The 14,551-nt window shown below is 31.1% G+C and carries 17 protein-coding genes; 10 read left to right on the plus strand and 7 right to left on the minus strand.

The features are described from left to right. Nucleotides 1–5 precede the first annotated feature (5 nt). On the plus strand, nucleotides 6–605 hold the full coding sequence (locus tag ACJBCC_RS08710) for a YdeI family protein (RefSeq protein WP_299101489.1): 600 nt from the start codon (nucleotides 6–8) through the stop codon (nucleotides 603–605). Between the two features lie 79 nt (nucleotides 606–684). Here the strand turns inward: ACJBCC_RS08710 and yajC are convergent, their stop codons facing one another. From yajC to ACJBCC_RS08730, 4 genes are all read right to left on the minus strand, one after another. Further along, nucleotides 685–975, minus strand: coding sequence for a preprotein translocase subunit YajC (gene yajC / locus ACJBCC_RS08715; RefSeq protein WP_299101488.1), 291 nt, complete (start codon nucleotides 973–975; stop codon nucleotides 685–687). Nucleotides 976–998: 23 nt separating this feature from the next. Further along, complete coding sequence (locus ACJBCC_RS08720) at nucleotides 999–1,577, minus strand: DUF1573 domain-containing protein (RefSeq protein ID WP_299101486.1); 579 nt, start codon at nucleotides 1,575–1,577, stop codon at nucleotides 999–1,001. Nucleotides 1,578–1,791: 214 nt separating this feature from the next. Continuing rightward, nucleotides 1,792–2,736, minus strand: a complete 945-nt coding sequence (nusB, locus tag ACJBCC_RS08725; protein WP_407556963.1) for a transcription antitermination factor NusB — start codon at nucleotides 2,734–2,736, stop codon at nucleotides 1,792–1,794. Between the two features lie 104 nt (nucleotides 2,737–2,840). Beyond that, nucleotides 2,841–3,944, minus strand: a complete 1,104-nt coding sequence (locus ACJBCC_RS08730) for a Glu/Leu/Phe/Val dehydrogenase (RefSeq protein ID WP_299101482.1) — start codon at nucleotides 3,942–3,944, stop codon at nucleotides 2,841–2,843. Nucleotides 3,945–4,078: 134 nt separating this feature from the next. On the opposite strand from ACJBCC_RS08730, the gene ACJBCC_RS08735 reads away from it, so the two are divergent. Both ACJBCC_RS08735 and ACJBCC_RS08740 read left to right on the plus strand, forming a co-directional pair. After that, entirely contained in the window at nucleotides 4,079–5,833 is a 1,755-nt protein-coding gene (locus ACJBCC_RS08735; protein WP_299101480.1) for an ABC transporter ATP-binding protein, read from the plus strand. Between the two features lie 65 nt (nucleotides 5,834–5,898). Further along, nucleotides 5,899–6,285 carry a PUR family DNA/RNA-binding protein gene (locus ACJBCC_RS08740; protein WP_407556964.1) on the plus strand — a complete coding sequence of 129 codons (387 nt, stop codon included), beginning with the start codon at nucleotides 5,899–5,901 and terminating at the stop codon, nucleotides 6,283–6,285. Nucleotides 6,286–6,384: 99 nt separating this feature from the next. Here the strand turns inward: ACJBCC_RS08740 and ACJBCC_RS08745 are convergent, their stop codons facing one another. Continuing rightward, the gene (locus tag ACJBCC_RS08745; RefSeq protein WP_299101476.1) at nucleotides 6,385–6,720 is read right to left on the minus strand and encodes a tRNA-binding protein; all 336 of its coding nucleotides are present in this window, start codon (nucleotides 6,718–6,720) and stop codon (nucleotides 6,385–6,387) included. A 34-nt stretch (nucleotides 6,721–6,754) separates the two neighbouring features. On the opposite strand from ACJBCC_RS08745, the gene ACJBCC_RS08750 reads away from it, so the two are divergent. The 3 genes from ACJBCC_RS08750 (at nucleotide 6,755) to ACJBCC_RS08760 (ending at nucleotide 9,254) form a co-directional block, all read left to right on the plus strand. Next, nucleotides 6,755–7,309, plus strand: coding sequence for a thioredoxin family protein (locus ACJBCC_RS08750; protein ID WP_299101474.1), 555 nt, complete (start codon nucleotides 6,755–6,757; stop codon nucleotides 7,307–7,309). A 268-nt stretch (nucleotides 7,310–7,577) separates the two neighbouring features. Beyond that, entirely contained in the window at nucleotides 7,578–8,030 is a 453-nt protein-coding gene (locus ACJBCC_RS08755) for a DUF1569 domain-containing protein (protein WP_407556965.1), read from the plus strand. Nucleotides 8,031–8,048: 18 nt separating this feature from the next. Continuing rightward, nucleotides 8,049–9,254, plus strand: a complete 1,206-nt coding sequence (locus tag ACJBCC_RS08760; RefSeq protein WP_407556966.1) for an alpha/beta hydrolase-fold protein — start codon at nucleotides 8,049–8,051, stop codon at nucleotides 9,252–9,254. Between the two features lie 4 nt (nucleotides 9,255–9,258). Here the strand turns inward: ACJBCC_RS08760 and ACJBCC_RS08765 are convergent, their stop codons facing one another. Together ACJBCC_RS08765 and ACJBCC_RS08770 are read right to left on the minus strand one after the other, a co-directional pair. Further along, complete coding sequence (locus ACJBCC_RS08765; RefSeq protein WP_407556967.1) at nucleotides 9,259–9,867, minus strand: trimeric intracellular cation channel family protein; 609 nt, start codon at nucleotides 9,865–9,867, stop codon at nucleotides 9,259–9,261. Between the two features lie 94 nt (nucleotides 9,868–9,961). Next, nucleotides 9,962–10,687: an RDD family protein gene (locus ACJBCC_RS08770; RefSeq protein WP_407556968.1), complete on the minus strand. Its 726-nt coding sequence runs from the start codon at nucleotides 10,685–10,687 to the stop codon at nucleotides 9,962–9,964. Between the two features lie 35 nt (nucleotides 10,688–10,722). Here ACJBCC_RS08770 and ACJBCC_RS08775 point away from each other — a divergent pair, with 35 nt between their 5' ends. Genes ACJBCC_RS08775 through ACJBCC_RS08790 form a run of 4 tightly spaced genes read left to right on the plus strand, consistent with a single transcriptional unit; the run spans nucleotide 10,723 to nucleotide 14,548 of the window. Next, a complete protein-coding gene (locus ACJBCC_RS08775) occupies nucleotides 10,723–11,718 on the plus strand; it encodes a stage II sporulation protein M (RefSeq protein ID WP_299101462.1) in 996 nt (331 codons plus the stop codon). Further along, nucleotides 11,715–12,635, plus strand: a complete 921-nt coding sequence (locus tag ACJBCC_RS08780) for a hypothetical protein (protein ID WP_299101460.1) — start codon at nucleotides 11,715–11,717, stop codon at nucleotides 12,633–12,635. Before ACJBCC_RS08775 ends, ACJBCC_RS08780 begins: the two co-directional genes overlap by 4 nt. Next, nucleotides 12,628–13,356 carry a hypothetical protein gene (locus ACJBCC_RS08785; RefSeq protein WP_407556969.1) on the plus strand — a complete coding sequence of 243 codons (729 nt, stop codon included), beginning with the start codon at nucleotides 12,628–12,630 and terminating at the stop codon, nucleotides 13,354–13,356. Before ACJBCC_RS08780 ends, ACJBCC_RS08785 begins: the two co-directional genes overlap by 8 nt. Continuing rightward, nucleotides 13,349–14,548, plus strand: a complete 1,200-nt coding sequence (locus tag ACJBCC_RS08790) for a DUF4350 domain-containing protein (protein WP_299101456.1) — start codon at nucleotides 13,349–13,351, stop codon at nucleotides 14,546–14,548. The genes ACJBCC_RS08785 and ACJBCC_RS08790 overlap by 8 nt, the downstream gene beginning before the upstream one ends. Nucleotides 14,549–14,551 lie beyond the last annotated feature (3 nt).

Raw genomic sequence — 14,551 nt, forward strand, 5'->3', positions numbered from 1 at the left:
ATAAAATGAAAAAAGTAAGCTCAGTAGAAGAATACATAGAAGTGAATTCGCAGTTCTCAGAAGAAATTAATATTCTTAGAAATATCATTATTAAAACACCATTAGAGGAAACCGTAAAATGGAGCATGCCAACCTACTGTTTAAACGGAAAGAACGTCTTAGGGATTGGAGCATTTAAACATCATTTTTGCATTTGGTTTCATCAAGGTGTGTTCTTAAATGATAAACATCAATTACTTTATAATGCCCAAGAAGAAAAAACGAAAGCAATGCGGCAAATGCGGTTTAATAAAAGAGAAGACATTAATGAGATGGCTGTTTTGGCTTATATTAAAGAAGCTATAGAAAACCAAAGAATGGGAAAAGAACTGAAACCACAACGCCAAATTAAACCCATTGTGCTTCCGGAAGAATTAAAAGTAACTTTTAATAAAGATCCTAGATTAGAAAGAGCATTCAAAGCTTTTTCGCTCTCGCATCAACGTGAATATTGTAACTATATAATTGAAGCTAAACGCGAGGCAACAAAGCTTAGACGTCTAGAGAAAATTATACCTATGATTGTTAATGGGTCTGGATTGAATGATAAGTATAAAAAGAGTTAGACTACAGAAATACGTTTTTATAAAAAAAAAGACTGTTCTAAACGAACAGTCTTTTTTATATATTATATGTTATGCGCTCTTACTTCTTAGAAGCTGGTGCATTTAATTTATTACTCATTTCCATAGAAATTGCAGAACGATCAAATTTAATCTTTCCTGCTAATGTTTCAATAACACAACTGTTATCTTTATCATTAAGCTCTACAACTTTTCCGTGCATCCCACTTTTTGTTATGACGCGATCGCCTCTTTTTAATTCAGCTGCGAACTTTTTTTCTTGTTTAGAACGTTTCATTTGTGGTGCTATCATAAAAAAATACATGACAGCAAAAATGCCTATGATTGGTAAAAATGATCCTAATGATTCCATTTAGTTATTATCAGTAATAATTATTAATCGTGGTTATGACCTTCGTGACCTGGCTGCGTAGACGACTTTCTTGGAGCGGCAGATGCATCAGTAGACAAAGGGTTAATAGTTGCCTTACCTGCTTTTTGAGCTGGTGTAGCTGCTTTAGCTGGTGCATTTGGATCTGCTTGTACAGATGCAGAAATCTTTACAATCTCTTTACCACTTTCTGTATTGGTAGTCATTGTAATTGACTTAGATACTTTACCATTACCTTTTCCGTTGAATTTTACAGCAAACTCACCTGTTTCTCCTGGCGCAACTTCTTTTGTCCAGTTAGATGGTACTGTACATCCACATGTACTTTTTATATTACTTACAACTAATAATGAATTACCTGTATTAGTGTACTTAAAAGTTGTTTCAACTGGTGTTCCGTTTTCAATAGAACCAAAGTCATGTTCCTTTTTATCTAATGATATTACCGGAAAATCTCCTGCATTAGCATCTCTTTCTGCTGCAACAGCAATATTTTCAGTTTTAATTTTACTTGCTGCATCTTCTTTACAAGATGTAAAAGCGACCATACATAATGCACTAAGTCCTAAGATTACTTTTTTCATTATTTTATTTTTTAAATTAAAATTTATTTTAAGCACGCGAAGTTAATGAATAATTTAATCAATTAAAATTTTTAGGTATTACTTAACAATATTTTGTACGTAATAACTTACTTTAAAAGTGATTTTAACCTAGAAATCTTCAAAAATTGCTTAATTATTTAATTTTTTTATCAGATTCTCATCAATTAGCCAACCCTATTATTCATTGTAAAGACTACATTAAGCCTCTTCCTGATTTAAGATGAATGTTATCTGCTTGATATTCCTTCACGATTTTATCCAAAATACCATTGATAAACAAACTACTTTTTGGGGTAGAATACTCCTTAGCAATTTCTAAATATTCATTTATGGTTACTTTAGTTGGTATAGATGGGAACTTCTGAAACTCGCAAATAGCCATTTTCAGTAATAAACCGTCAATACTAGCTAAACGCTCACTATCCCAATTCGTTGTTTTGGTAGAGATTTCTTCTGCAAATTTGGTATTATTTAAAAATGTTTTTTGAAATAATTCCTTTGCAAATTCTAAATCCTCGTCATCTTTATACAAGTCTGGTAACAAAGCTGTTTCTGGTGAAGTAAGCTTTAACTTTCTCAAAATTCTAAGAATTGCAGTATTTACAACTGGCATATCATCTACCCAAGTCAACTTTTTATCTTCAAAAAAATCAAAAAGTTTTTCATTGGGTGCTATAATATCTGTGAAAATATCAATAACAAAGTGTTTGTCTTTTTTAAAACTACTGTCTTCATCAATACAGTAATCTCTATATAATTCACTCTTTAAAATTTCTTTAAATAGAATGTCTACATATTCAAAATCCAAATGCCAATAATTGAGTTTACTATTAGCAATTGCTTCTTGTAACATAGTGTTACTACTTATAAGATGTAATAATTGGTTTTCTTGAAACTTGTAATTTAAGTTCTTGTCAGCTTCTGTCTTAACGAGTTTATTTTTAATTTTTTCGTTATAATCTTTACTCTTTTTATGTAACTCAGTAAATAAAGCTAATTGCGCAAGGTATAAATCATACATGCTATCTAAACTGTGAAGCAAAAACTTTTGTTCCTTTAATAAATTATCACTTTCAGTGCCTTTAAAAGCATACATAGATTGCATAACTTTTATTCTTATATGTCTTCGGTTTAGCATGTGTAAGAACTTACTTGATTTTGGTTGTTAAAAAAGGTGAACCTATTAAGATTCACCTTGCAAAAGTACTATTAATTAATTTTTATTTCAGAATTAAAATAAGACTATTTTGAATTTTCTTGCTTTCTTGTTTCAATTCTGTCTTTGGCAATATTAAATGCGGCATTATGAGTAGTAATGTCATTAATTTTAGCATTATCTAATATCTCTAATGTGGTATTGTAAATATTCTCCGTTTTACGCATTATTTCCTGTCTACCGTAATTCTCTAATTCAGCATATACATTAATAATTCCACCAGCATTGATTAAAAAATCTGGCGCATAAACAATACCTCTTTCTTTTAAAATTAAGCCATGCTTCTTTTCTTCTGCCAATTGGTTATTTGCAGCACCTGCTACTATTTTGGCTTTTAACTTATAAATGGTATCATCATTAATGGTAGCTCCTAATGCACAAGGTGCGTAGATATCCATATCTTCACTGTAAATATCGTTTCCGTTGTATATAGACACACCATATCTATCTCTAACCTCCTCTAAACGCTCCATGCTGATATCATCAATGATTACGTTTGCGCCTTCATTCATTAAATGCTCTACAAGCCCTTCACCTACATTCCCTATGCCTTGAACAATAATTTTCTTGTCTTCTAAAACATCTGATCCAAATTGAAATTTGGCAGCCGCTTTCATTCCCATAAAAACACCATAAGCAGTAATTGGAGATGGATTACCTGCACCACCTTTACTTTCTGATATTCCTGTTACGTATGGTGTTACTTCTCTAACCGTATCCATATCTTCCGTAGCCATCCCAACATCTTCTGCTGTAATATAACGTCCGCTTAAAGAATGAACAAACTCACCAAAACGTCTCATTAATTCTGGAGTTTTCTGAGTTTTGGCATCACCAATAATTACGGCTTTACCTCCACCTAGATTTAAACCCGTTATTGCAGACTTAAACGTCATACCACGCGACAAACGCAATACATCATTGAGAGCTTCCCATTCGTTGGCATAATTCCACATTCTAGTTCCACCTAAAGCAGGACCTAAAACTGTATTATGAATTCCGATTATAGCTTTTAAACCAGTATCTTTGTCATTGCAAAAAACAATTTGCTCATGATCGTCAAAAGAATGTTGTCCAAAAACAGGATCCATTTTCTTTAAATCTTTCGAATTTATAATTTCTGATGTCATTTTGATATTTAGATTTAAGGGTGTTTCAAGATATTCTAAAAACAGCGTGCAAAAATAAATTATTAATAGAGGATTAGCAAAATATTAACTAATAAATACGATTATCGTAATACTTTTGACCTACTAAATACAACATGAAAGCACTAAAACACCTCAATAAATACTTTTACAAATACAGATCGCGCTTAATAATTGGTGTCATAATAACCATAGTTTCAAAGATTTTCGCGCTTTTTACACCTCGTTTGGTTGGAGCCTCCATCAATATTGTTTCTGATCGTTTAGACGGAAAACTTACGCAAGAGGTTTTTAAAACCGAAATTTTAACAAACGTTTTATACATTGTTGGCGCAGCAATTATGGCTGGTATTTTTACATTTTTAATGCGCCAGACCATAATTAATGTATCTCGTTATATAGAATATGACCTTAAAAACGAAATCTATAAGCATTACCAAATCCTTTCCCTAAACTTTTACAAGTCTAATAGAACTGGTGATTTAATGAATAGAATCAGTGAAGATGTTGGTAAAGTAAGAATGTATGTAGGTCCTGCATTAATGTACACTATTAATACCATTACTTTATTTGCTGTTGCAATAATCTACATGGTAGACCGATCGCCTTCGTTAACGTTATATACCTTACTACCTCTACCAATTCTATCTATTGCGATATATAAATTGAGTCGATTAATAAATAAGCGAAGCACTATTGTACAACAATCACTTTCTACACTTTCTACCTATTCTCAAGAAACATTTAGTGGTGTATCTGTTATAAAGTCTTATGGCATAGAAAACCCTACGAATAATGAATTTGAGAAACTGTCTATTGAAAACCGTGAGAAACAAATAAATTTAACGAAAGTGCAAGCATTGTTCTTCCCAATGATGATTTTACTTATTGGTATTAGTAATCTAATTGTGATTTACATTGGTGGAATGAAATATATGAATGGGGAAATTGAAAACATAGGAACCATTGCTGAATTTATTATATACGTGAATATGTTAACTTGGCCAGTTGCAACTGTAGGTTGGGTAACATCTTTAGTGCAACAAGCGGAAGCATCTCAAGAACGCATCAATGAGTTTTTAAAAACAGAACCAGAAATTAAGAACAATACTGAAGCACTCACACCGATAAAGGGCGATATTGAATTTAAAAATGTGTCATTTACATATCCAGACACCAATATACAGGCTTTAAAAGATGTTAGTTTTACTTTAAAATCTGGTAATACCTTAGCCATTTTAGGAAAAACAGGTTCAGGAAAATCTACAATTCTAGACTTAATAGGTCGATTATATGATATTGATAAAGGATCTATTCTGGTAGATGATACACTTATTTCAGAATTAAACGTGTTTAGTTTAAGAGAGCATATTGGTTATGTGCCACAAGATGCCTTTTTATTTTCAGATACAATAAAAAACAATATTAAATTTGGTAAAGAAGATGCTACCGATGTTGAAGTTATAGAAGCAGCCAAAAACGCCAAAGTCCATAAAAACATTATTGGCTTTACTAAAGGTTATGATACTATTTTGGGCGAACGCGGAATAACGCTTTCTGGAGGACAAAAGCAACGTGTATCTATTGCAAGAGCAATTATAAAGAAACCAGATATACTTTTGTTTGATGATTGCCTATCTGCTGTAGACACTGAAACCGAAGAAAAGATTCTCAAAAATCTTAAAAAGCTCACAAAGGATAAAACTACAATTATTGTGAGTCATCGTGTATCTTCAGCTAAAAACGCTGATCACATAATTGTATTAGATGATGGAAAAATTATTGAGTCTGGTAACCATGAAAGCCTTATCAGTTCTAATGGATACTACAAAGAAATATACACCAAACAACGCTCAGAAAAAGAAATGTAATTATTTGTTGCTTAGGTTACTTTTTTTTTAGATTTTTGGATTGAAATTATAAAAAATATTGAGTTATGAGTGGTTATGAAATGATGGACAAAGAAGAAATTTATTCTAAAGTATTACGTGCTGGAAGAAGAACCTATTTCTTTGATGTAAGAGCTACAAAAGCTGGTGATTATTATTTAACAATTACTGAAAGTAAAAAGTTCACAAATGATGATGGTTCATTCCATTATAAAAAGCACAAAATCTACTTATACAAAGAAGATTTTAATGAGTTTAGAGATATCTTAGCCGAAATGACGGATTATATTATAAACGAAAAAGGTCAGGAAGTCATTAGCGAACGTCACCAAAAAGACTTTAAACGTGAAGATGATTTTGTAGCACAAGAAGCTAAAACTCCAGCAGACACAAATACAGATAGTTTTACAGATATTAGTTTTGACGATATCTAGAAGACAATCTTTATAAATAGTATTAAACCTTAGCTCCTTTAGTTAAGGTTTTTTTTGTTTTTAAGCTTTCTATATTTCATTCAAATTAATTTGTAATCACTAAGAAACGACTGCTCCATTTTTAACCTTATTTTCAGGATGTAATAAAAACACATCATTTTCCTTCACTGCTCCAACCACTAAACATTCGCTCATAAACTTTGCAATCTGCTTTTTAGGGAAATTAACGACCGCAACAACTTGCCTATTTAGTAAGTCTTCCTTTGTGTAAAGTGATGTAATCTGTGCTGAAGATTTTTTTACACCTAATGCACCAAAATCTATACTCAATTGGTAAGCAGGCCTATGTGCTTCAGGGAAATCTTTGATTTCTACAATTGTGCCAATACGCAAATCTACCTTTGTAAAGTCTTCATAAGTTATTATCTTTTCCATTCTTTAAAATTAATAAATATAACTGATAAAAAAAATGGCTCGTACAGAATCCAATATGTTACCACTTGGCACAAAAGCACCAGATTTTACCCTTATAGATACGGTTGATAATTCCAAAAAATCATTAAATGAATTAAAAGGACTTAACGGAACTTTGGTGTTTTTTATATGCAATCATTGCCCATTTGTCATTCATATCAACGGAGAACTTGCTCAATTAGCTAAAGACTACATTTCTAAAGGTGTAAACTGTATCGCAATTTCTAGTAATGATATTGTAAACTATCCGCAAGACAGACCGGAATTAATGCAAAAAAATGCCATAGACAACGATTTTATCTTTCCATATTTATATGATGAAACTCAAGCTGTCGCTAAAGCCTATGATGCCGCTTGTACTCCAGATTTCTTCTTGTTTGATAACGATTTAAAGCTCGTTTACACAGGTCAGTTAGACGACTCAAGACCAGGAAACGGAATTCCTGTAACAGGAAAAGGCATTAGAAACGCAATAGAAGCTTTAATAAATAATCACAGTGTAGACACTAACCAAAAACCAAGTATGGGTTGTGGCATTAAGTGGAAATAACGACCAAACAAAATAAATACTGTCTGTTTTAAAAATAATTTTTTTTTCAAATAGATGAATCTCTTAATTGGGCATTATTGTTCTATCATGAATCTGAAATATACTTTGGAACAAACGAAAAACACATATCTTCAAATAGTTTAGATTCAATAATTAACAATGATTCTTTATTCTAATTTTTAATTAACTCATCCTTTTAAATTCCAATTTTAAGCTATAGTATTCGATATATTTTTTAATTTTAACTCACTGAAAACCAAACACAATTATGAAGAATATTTTTGACAAATCCGTTACAGACGAAGTAATTGAACGAATAAATAAACTTAGCCCAGAAACTCAACCCAATTGGGGAAAGATGTCTGTAGATCAAATGTTAGCACACTGTTCTGTGACTTACGAGTTAGACTTTGAAGACAAGCACCCAAAACCAAAAGGCCTGATGAAATGGGTACTAAAAACCTTTATCAAAAAAGTTGTGGTTAGTGAAAAGCCATATAAGAAAAATAGCCGTACAGCTCCTGAATTTATTATCACTAGTGAAAAAGAGTTTAATACAGAGAAAGAACGATTAACAGGCTATATTACTAAAGTTCAAGCTTTAGGGAGTAATCATTATGACCAGAAAGAAAGTCATTCCTTTGGGAAATTATCAGTTACAGAATGGAACAATATGTTTTACAAACATTTAGATCATCATTTAACCCAATTTGGAGTTTAAAGGAATTAATAAAAACCAATGAAATATTTAATTATCATCTTTATTCTTTGCTTTTCTACTTCTCATATAAATGGACAAAGCAAAAATGATATTGTCATTGGTAAAATTGATATAATAGAATCTAAAATTTTAAATGAACAAAGAAGAATCTTGGTTCATGTGCCAGAAGACCTTACACATCCTAATTATAAAGAAAAATCTTATCCTGTTGTATATCTTTTAGATGGTGATGCACATTTTTATTCTTTGGTTGGTATGATTAAACAACTAAGCTCTGTCAATGGAAACACCGTTTTGCCTAGAATGATTATTGTTGGTATCTCAAACACCAATAGAATGAGAGACCTAACGCCTACAAAAGGAGAACGCCCAAATTCTGGAGGTGGAGAAAACTTTATGTCTTTCATTAAAAACGAATTAATACCTTATATAGATTCAAATTATCCAACCATTGATTACCGAACTATTATTGGGCATTCATTAGGCGGATTAACCGTAATGAATACTTTACTACATCAACCTGAATTGTTCAATGCTTATGTCGCTATTGATCCTTCCATGTGGTATAACAATGAAAACTTACTTCATAAAATTAAAACATCTCCATTTGATTCTAATTACCAGAGCAAAACGCTTTTTTTAGGCATTGCAAATACAATGCAAAAAGACATGGATACTATTCTCGTAAAAAAGGATACAACCACTTCCACTAGACATATACGTGCTATTCTAAAACTTAATACGTTTTTAAATAAGGATTCAGAAAAGAACCTGACTTTTAAAAGCAAATATTATGAAGATGATGATCATGGTTCTGTGCCACTAATTACAGAATACGATGCATTACGTTTTATTTTTAAGTTTCATAGATTTAAACTTCATCGTTCAGATTACTTAAATCCTGAAATTGATCTCGTTGCTAAAGTCGAAGAATATTACAAATCATTATCTGAAGGCTTTGGACTAGAAATGAAACCAGATGAGGAATACGTGAATAACTTAGGCTACCAATTATTGGAAAATAATGCCTTTAAAAAATCTGAAGAAATCTTTAAATTAAATATTAAAAACTATCCAGATAGTTTTAATGTTTACGATTCAATAGGTGATTTATACATGGCTATTGGTAATAAAGAAAAAGCGATTGAGAATTTCAAAAAGTCAGTATCTCTAAATGAAAAATCCTATTCTAAAGCTAAATTATTAGAATTGGAAAAGGAATAATACGTTACTCTTTTCTGTATAAACTTGGTAAACTTATTTTAAATTTTACTGCAATTAATCTCACAATAATGACCACCAAACCTGCAATGATAAAAGAGTAATTTTCATCCCCTAAAACACGTCTTAAAATAAAATAGGTTAATCCTCCCAAAATACAAGCCGTAGCATATATTTCTTTTCTAAAAACCACTGGGATTTCATTACATAATATATCTCTAAGCACACCTCCAAAACAAGCTGTCATAGTTCCTAGCGCTATACATATTATAGGGTGCAAACCAGCAATGAGCCCTGTTTCTATACCAACAACAGTATAAAGTGCAATACCAATAGTATCAAATAAAAATAGTGATTTACGCAGATAGCCTATCTGTTTTCTAAAGATCACTGCAAAAACAACTGAGCCAAATATTACATATACAAAGGTCATGTTCTTCATCCAAGAGACAGGCTCAATACCAATCATTACATCACGTAACGTGCCTCCTCCTGCTGCAGTAACAAATGCTATAATTAATACACCAAACGGATCCATACGTTTATTCATAGCAATTAAAACGCCCGAAATTGCAAAAGCTATGGTTCCTAAAATGTCTATGGTTTGAAAAAACATGAATTATAAATTTAACTAAGACTATTCTATCATTGTTAGCAATGAATTATATTTACTCAACTCTAATTCACAAATAGAAAAAGTGATTGTCTAACTACATATTTTGAGTGTAATAATTGTAATCTTTTAAAATTGTATCTATAAACTGAACATCATACAACTTAGATTCTATCTGAAGCGTATCACAAATCTTATTCTTTAAAATAGTTAGCGTTTTAAAATCATTATTCTTTTTAGAGATTGTAAACGCATCTTTAATTATTCTAACATCCTTATCGGTTAACTGCGTTACATTACTAAAAACAGGCTCGTAGTCGTCATTAACATCTTCAAGAATTGTGCTTGTAATTCTGTGTTTTTTCTTTACGCTAATAACCACAGTACCTGCGGCCGCATCGCCAACACGCTGCTTTTTATCTGATAATAGAATACTTAATACACCTATAGATGGCGAAAAAATCCACAAATCTACAATTCTAAGCATCCAACGAACAAAAAAATTATACCATTGTGTTGGTGAACCATCTACACTTACCACTTTAATTTTAAGAATCATTTTACCGACCGTTTGTCCTCCAAAAAATATATTGCAAAGCACCGAATAAAATAAAGCTGGCAAAGTAAATAAGCCAAGAAAACCACGTCTTGTCCAACTATCTGCATCAAAGATTTCGGATACTGAGATTAAATTCTCAATAATGGTCATATAAGTAATTAAAATGATGCCATCTATTAAGAAAGCGACTACACGTTCTCCTAAACCAATTAACTTATAATCTAAGTTAACATTTTGTGCCGTGTTAATTGCTAATTTGCTCATGGAAATGTATATTCGTTTCTAATTAAAAATGATTTATGCGCGAAGCGTCTTTCGTGAAGCAAAATAAGGAAAAATGGATTGGTTTTGAAAACGCATTAGAAAATAATGCAAAAATAAATCCGGATGACTTAGCTTCTTACTATATTCAACTTACTAATGATTTGTCTTATGCTCAGACGTACTATCCTGGGAGTAAGACCTTATTGTATTTAAACTCATTAGCCTCACAAGCGCATCAAAAAATATATATTACCAAGAAAGAATCTAAAAATAAGATCATTGCGTTTTGGCGCGATGAGTTTCCTTTATTCTTTTATCAATATCATAAAACGTTATTATATACGTTTCTAATTTTTATGGCAGCCGTTACTATTGGTGCTGTTTCTACCTTAAATGACGATTCATTTATTAGACTCATATTAGGTGATGGTTACGTAAATATGACTTTAGAAAATATTGAAAAAGGCGAACCAATGGCTGTTTATAAAAGCGGAAGTAATATAGGATCGTTTTTGGGTATTACCATAAACAATATTAGAGTTGCCATAATAGCATTTGCCTGTGGCGCCATTTTTAGTGTTGGTACTGTTTATGTTTTATTTAGTAATGGAATTATGCTTGGTGCATTTATTACCTTTTTTTACAACCATGGTATTTTAGAAAAAACATCTACTGTTTGGTTACACGGAACTATAGAGATTTCTGTAATTGTAATTGCCGGCTGCGCTGGTTTAGTTATGGGCAATAGTTTTTTATTTCCTAAAACTTATGCCAGACGTGTCGCTTTTATGAAAGGTGCTAAAGACGGCTTAAAAATAGTAGTTAGCACCATTCCATTTTTTATCATCGCTGGTTTTATTGAAGGTTTTATAACGCGCTATGGAGAACAAATGCCTTGGTATATTGCCTATGGTATTATATTTTCATCTTTATTCTTAATCGTTTATTATTATATAATTTATCCAATTGCGCTGAACAAAGCTAGTAGAATAAAATCTGTTAATTTTAATCCCAAATCCCAAATAATGTGAACGAAAAATATATTGAACTAAGAACAAGAAGTACGTTTGGTGATATTATTAATACTTACTTTTTATTTCTAAAACATAATTTTAAATCATACACTAATCTTTATTTAAGATATAATGCCATTAGCATCATACTTACACTAATTAGCTCTTATTTATTAGTGACTGGCTTTATGGGATTGGCTAGTCAAGATTTTAGATTTGGTATGGGATCAAATGTGGCCACTGATAGTTATTTAATTGCTGGTGCAGTTATTCTATTTTTAATCATTTTTATAACCTCTTTAATTAATTATAGTTTTTCTAGTGCCTACGTAGCAGATTACGTTAAAAACGATGGTGTAGTAGAATCTAGTCGCATCTGGAAAAGTATAATAAACAGTATTGGAACCATCATAGTTTTTATTTTAATAGGAGGACTCATTGTCCTTGCCTATTTTATTATTTCTATGGTATTAGCATTTATTCCACTTCTTGGAATGTTAGCTCAATATGGCTTAAACTTTACGCTTTCTGCCGTTTTTGGCTTAACATTTATGTCTATATTTTCTACAGGAAAAGGTGTTGGTGAAGCATTATCTGAAGGATTTAGTTTTACCATGTCTAATTTTTGGCGTATTGTTTTATACGGTTTGGTAATTGGTATTCTTAATACTATGATTACTATGCTTATCATCTCAATTCCTAGTGTTATAATTGGTATATACGTCTATTTCACAGTAGAAAGCAATGTAGATTTAATGACAAGCACATTTGCAACTTTAGTGTTCACTTTAGGTTTTGCTGCATTTCTATTATCATTTATATATACGCAAGCCTTATCACAGTTGTCTTATGGTGTTTTATACTACAATCTTAACGAAGTAAAATACAACCTATTTCTTCAAAAGAAAATCGATCAAATTGGTGTTAATGAATAAACATCAATTTAGACATATTAGCACATTTATAATATCCGCTTTTGGTTCTACTTTATTGTGGGCTCAAGACGCTGTTGTTAAAAAGGATTCTTCAAATATAGATGTGACCTATTTTAAGGAGAATTTCAAAGAAAATTACACTGGTGATGATTTTAACTATGCCATAAATGATACAGGTGGTATTAATTTAATGCAACGTGTTTTAAGAAAATTTTTCAACTGGTTAGGTGATGTCTTCGGATTTGATATTGACTTTATCGATTATCAAACCTTAGAATATATAGTTTACGGATTATTAGGCATCATTGTATTGTATCTTCTCATAAAATTCTTGCTAGAAAACCCAGTGCGTTCCGTATTTAAAACAGAAACTGCAGCCATAGATGGATTTAGTTATGTGGAAGAAAATATTGAACAAATAGATTTTGACCTGCTCATTTCAAAGGCATTAAAAAACAATAATTATAGACTTGCAACACGTTACCTGTACTTAAAATCATTAAAATCTCTAGGCAATAAAAAAGTGATAGAATGGCATTACGAGAAAACAAACACCGATTATTTAAATGAAATAAAGGATAATCAACTCAAATCATTATTTAAACGTGTATCTTATATATACGATTATGTTTGGTATGGAGAATTTCCTATTGACGAGGTTAGTTATAATAAAAACAAAGCCGATTTTAATCAACTTATAAAAACAACAAAACATGGATAAGCGTTCTAAAATTGCGCTATATATCATTGGCGCTGTGATTGTTTTTATGATGATTGCAGAAATTACCAAACCAAAAGCATTAAATTGGCAAGATTCATTTTCGGCTGCAGATAAAATTCCATTAGGTTGTTATGTGATTTTTAATGAATTAGACACATTTTCTGAAGATGACGTTCTGGTTTCAAAAAATACGATTTATGAATATCTAAAAACCGAAGAATTCTCCCAACCTAAGTCTTTAATCTTTATCAATAACCACATCAATTTTGGAAGAGAAGAATCTAAAACCTTATTAAAATTTGTAGAAGATGGTAATACCGTTTTTATAAGTAGCATCTATTTCTATGGTAATGTATTAGATACGTTAAATGTTAGTGTACAGCGTCAGTACACCAATATTTATAAGAAAGAAGGCGATAATAAATTTACAAGCCCAAGTTTACAAGCTAATAACAGAAGATTCAAAGATGTTATTGAAAATAGTTTTTTTGAATCTATAGATACATTAAAAACTACAGTCTTAGGGACATTGACAACGCAAAACGAAGACGATATTGGAGAAACGCATCCAAACTTCGTAAAAGTTGATTACGGAGAAAATAATGGTCAATTTATTTTACACACTAATCCATTTGCTTTTACCAATTATCACCTTTTAAACGATAAGGAAGATTATGCCGCAACCGTTTTATCTTACTTACCAAAACAGCAAATTATTTGGGATAACAACTATAAATCTGGTCGAAAGGTAATTACAAGTCCGTTGCGTTATATTTTAAATAATACGGCTTTAAAATGGGCATTTTATATTAGCATGTTTGGACTAATACTTTTTGTTGTTTTTAGAGGAAAACGCACACAACGCATCATTCCTGTGATTAAAAAACTAGATAATGCAACTGTAGATTTTACAAGAACTATTGGCGAATTGTATTACCAACATGGCGATTTTACGAATATTATAGAAAAGAAAATTCAATACTTTTTAGATTTTGTAAGAACCAATTACTACTTAGAAACCAATCAATTTAACTCTGGTTTTATTGATAAATTGGCCGCAAAATCTAGCAACTCAAAAGAAGACACAAAAGCATTGGTAGATTACCTTGTCTTTTTAAAATCGAAAAAACAGCATACAGAGCAAGAGCTCATAGAATTGAATAAAAAAATAGAACATTTTAAACGAACATAAGTT

Origin of the sequence: Winogradskyella sp. 4-2091, from assembly GCF_045765065.1 — a bacterium.
GTDB lineage: Bacteria > Bacteroidota > Bacteroidia > Flavobacteriales > Flavobacteriaceae > Winogradskyella.

Bases quoted from the DNA above. Each gene is read 5' to 3' on its own strand.
- ACJBCC_RS08710 (WP_299101489.1), top strand. From the start codon at position 6: ATGAAAAAAGTAAGCTCAGTAGAAGAATACATAGAAGTGAATTCGCAG.
- yajC (WP_299101488.1), bottom strand. From the start codon at position 975: ATGGAATCATTAGGATCATTTTTACCAATCATAGGCATTTTTGCTGTC.
- ACJBCC_RS08720 (WP_299101486.1), bottom strand. From the start codon at position 1,577: ATGAAAAAAGTAATCTTAGGACTTAGTGCATTATGTATGGTCGCTTTT.
- nusB (WP_407556963.1), bottom strand. From the start codon at position 2,736: ATGCTAAACCGAAGACATATAAGAATAAAAGTTATGCAATCTATGTAT.
- ACJBCC_RS08730 (WP_299101482.1), bottom strand. From the start codon at position 3,944: ATGACATCAGAAATTATAAATTCGAAAGATTTAAAGAAAATGGATCCT.
- ACJBCC_RS08735 (WP_299101480.1), top strand. From the start codon at position 4,079: ATGAAAGCACTAAAACACCTCAATAAATACTTTTACAAATACAGATCG.
- ACJBCC_RS08740 (WP_407556964.1), top strand. From the start codon at position 5,899: ATGAGTGGTTATGAAATGATGGACAAAGAAGAAATTTATTCTAAAGTA.
- ACJBCC_RS08745 (WP_299101476.1), bottom strand. From the start codon at position 6,720: ATGGAAAAGATAATAACTTATGAAGACTTTACAAAGGTAGATTTGCGT.
- ACJBCC_RS08750 (WP_299101474.1), top strand. From the start codon at position 6,755: ATGGCTCGTACAGAATCCAATATGTTACCACTTGGCACAAAAGCACCA.
- ACJBCC_RS08755 (WP_407556965.1), top strand. From the start codon at position 7,578: ATGAAGAATATTTTTGACAAATCCGTTACAGACGAAGTAATTGAACGA.
- ACJBCC_RS08760 (WP_407556966.1), top strand. From the start codon at position 8,049: ATGAAATATTTAATTATCATCTTTATTCTTTGCTTTTCTACTTCTCAT.
- ACJBCC_RS08765 (WP_407556967.1), bottom strand. From the start codon at position 9,867: ATGTTTTTTCAAACCATAGACATTTTAGGAACCATAGCTTTTGCAATT.
- ACJBCC_RS08770 (WP_407556968.1), bottom strand. From the start codon at position 10,687: ATGAGCAAATTAGCAATTAACACGGCACAAAATGTTAACTTAGATTAT.
- ACJBCC_RS08775 (WP_299101462.1), top strand. From the start codon at position 10,723: ATGCGCGAAGCGTCTTTCGTGAAGCAAAATAAGGAAAAATGGATTGGT.
- ACJBCC_RS08785 (WP_407556969.1), top strand. From the start codon at position 12,628: ATGAATAAACATCAATTTAGACATATTAGCACATTTATAATATCCGCT.
- ACJBCC_RS08790 (WP_299101456.1), top strand. From the start codon at position 13,349: ATGGATAAGCGTTCTAAAATTGCGCTATATATCATTGGCGCTGTGATT.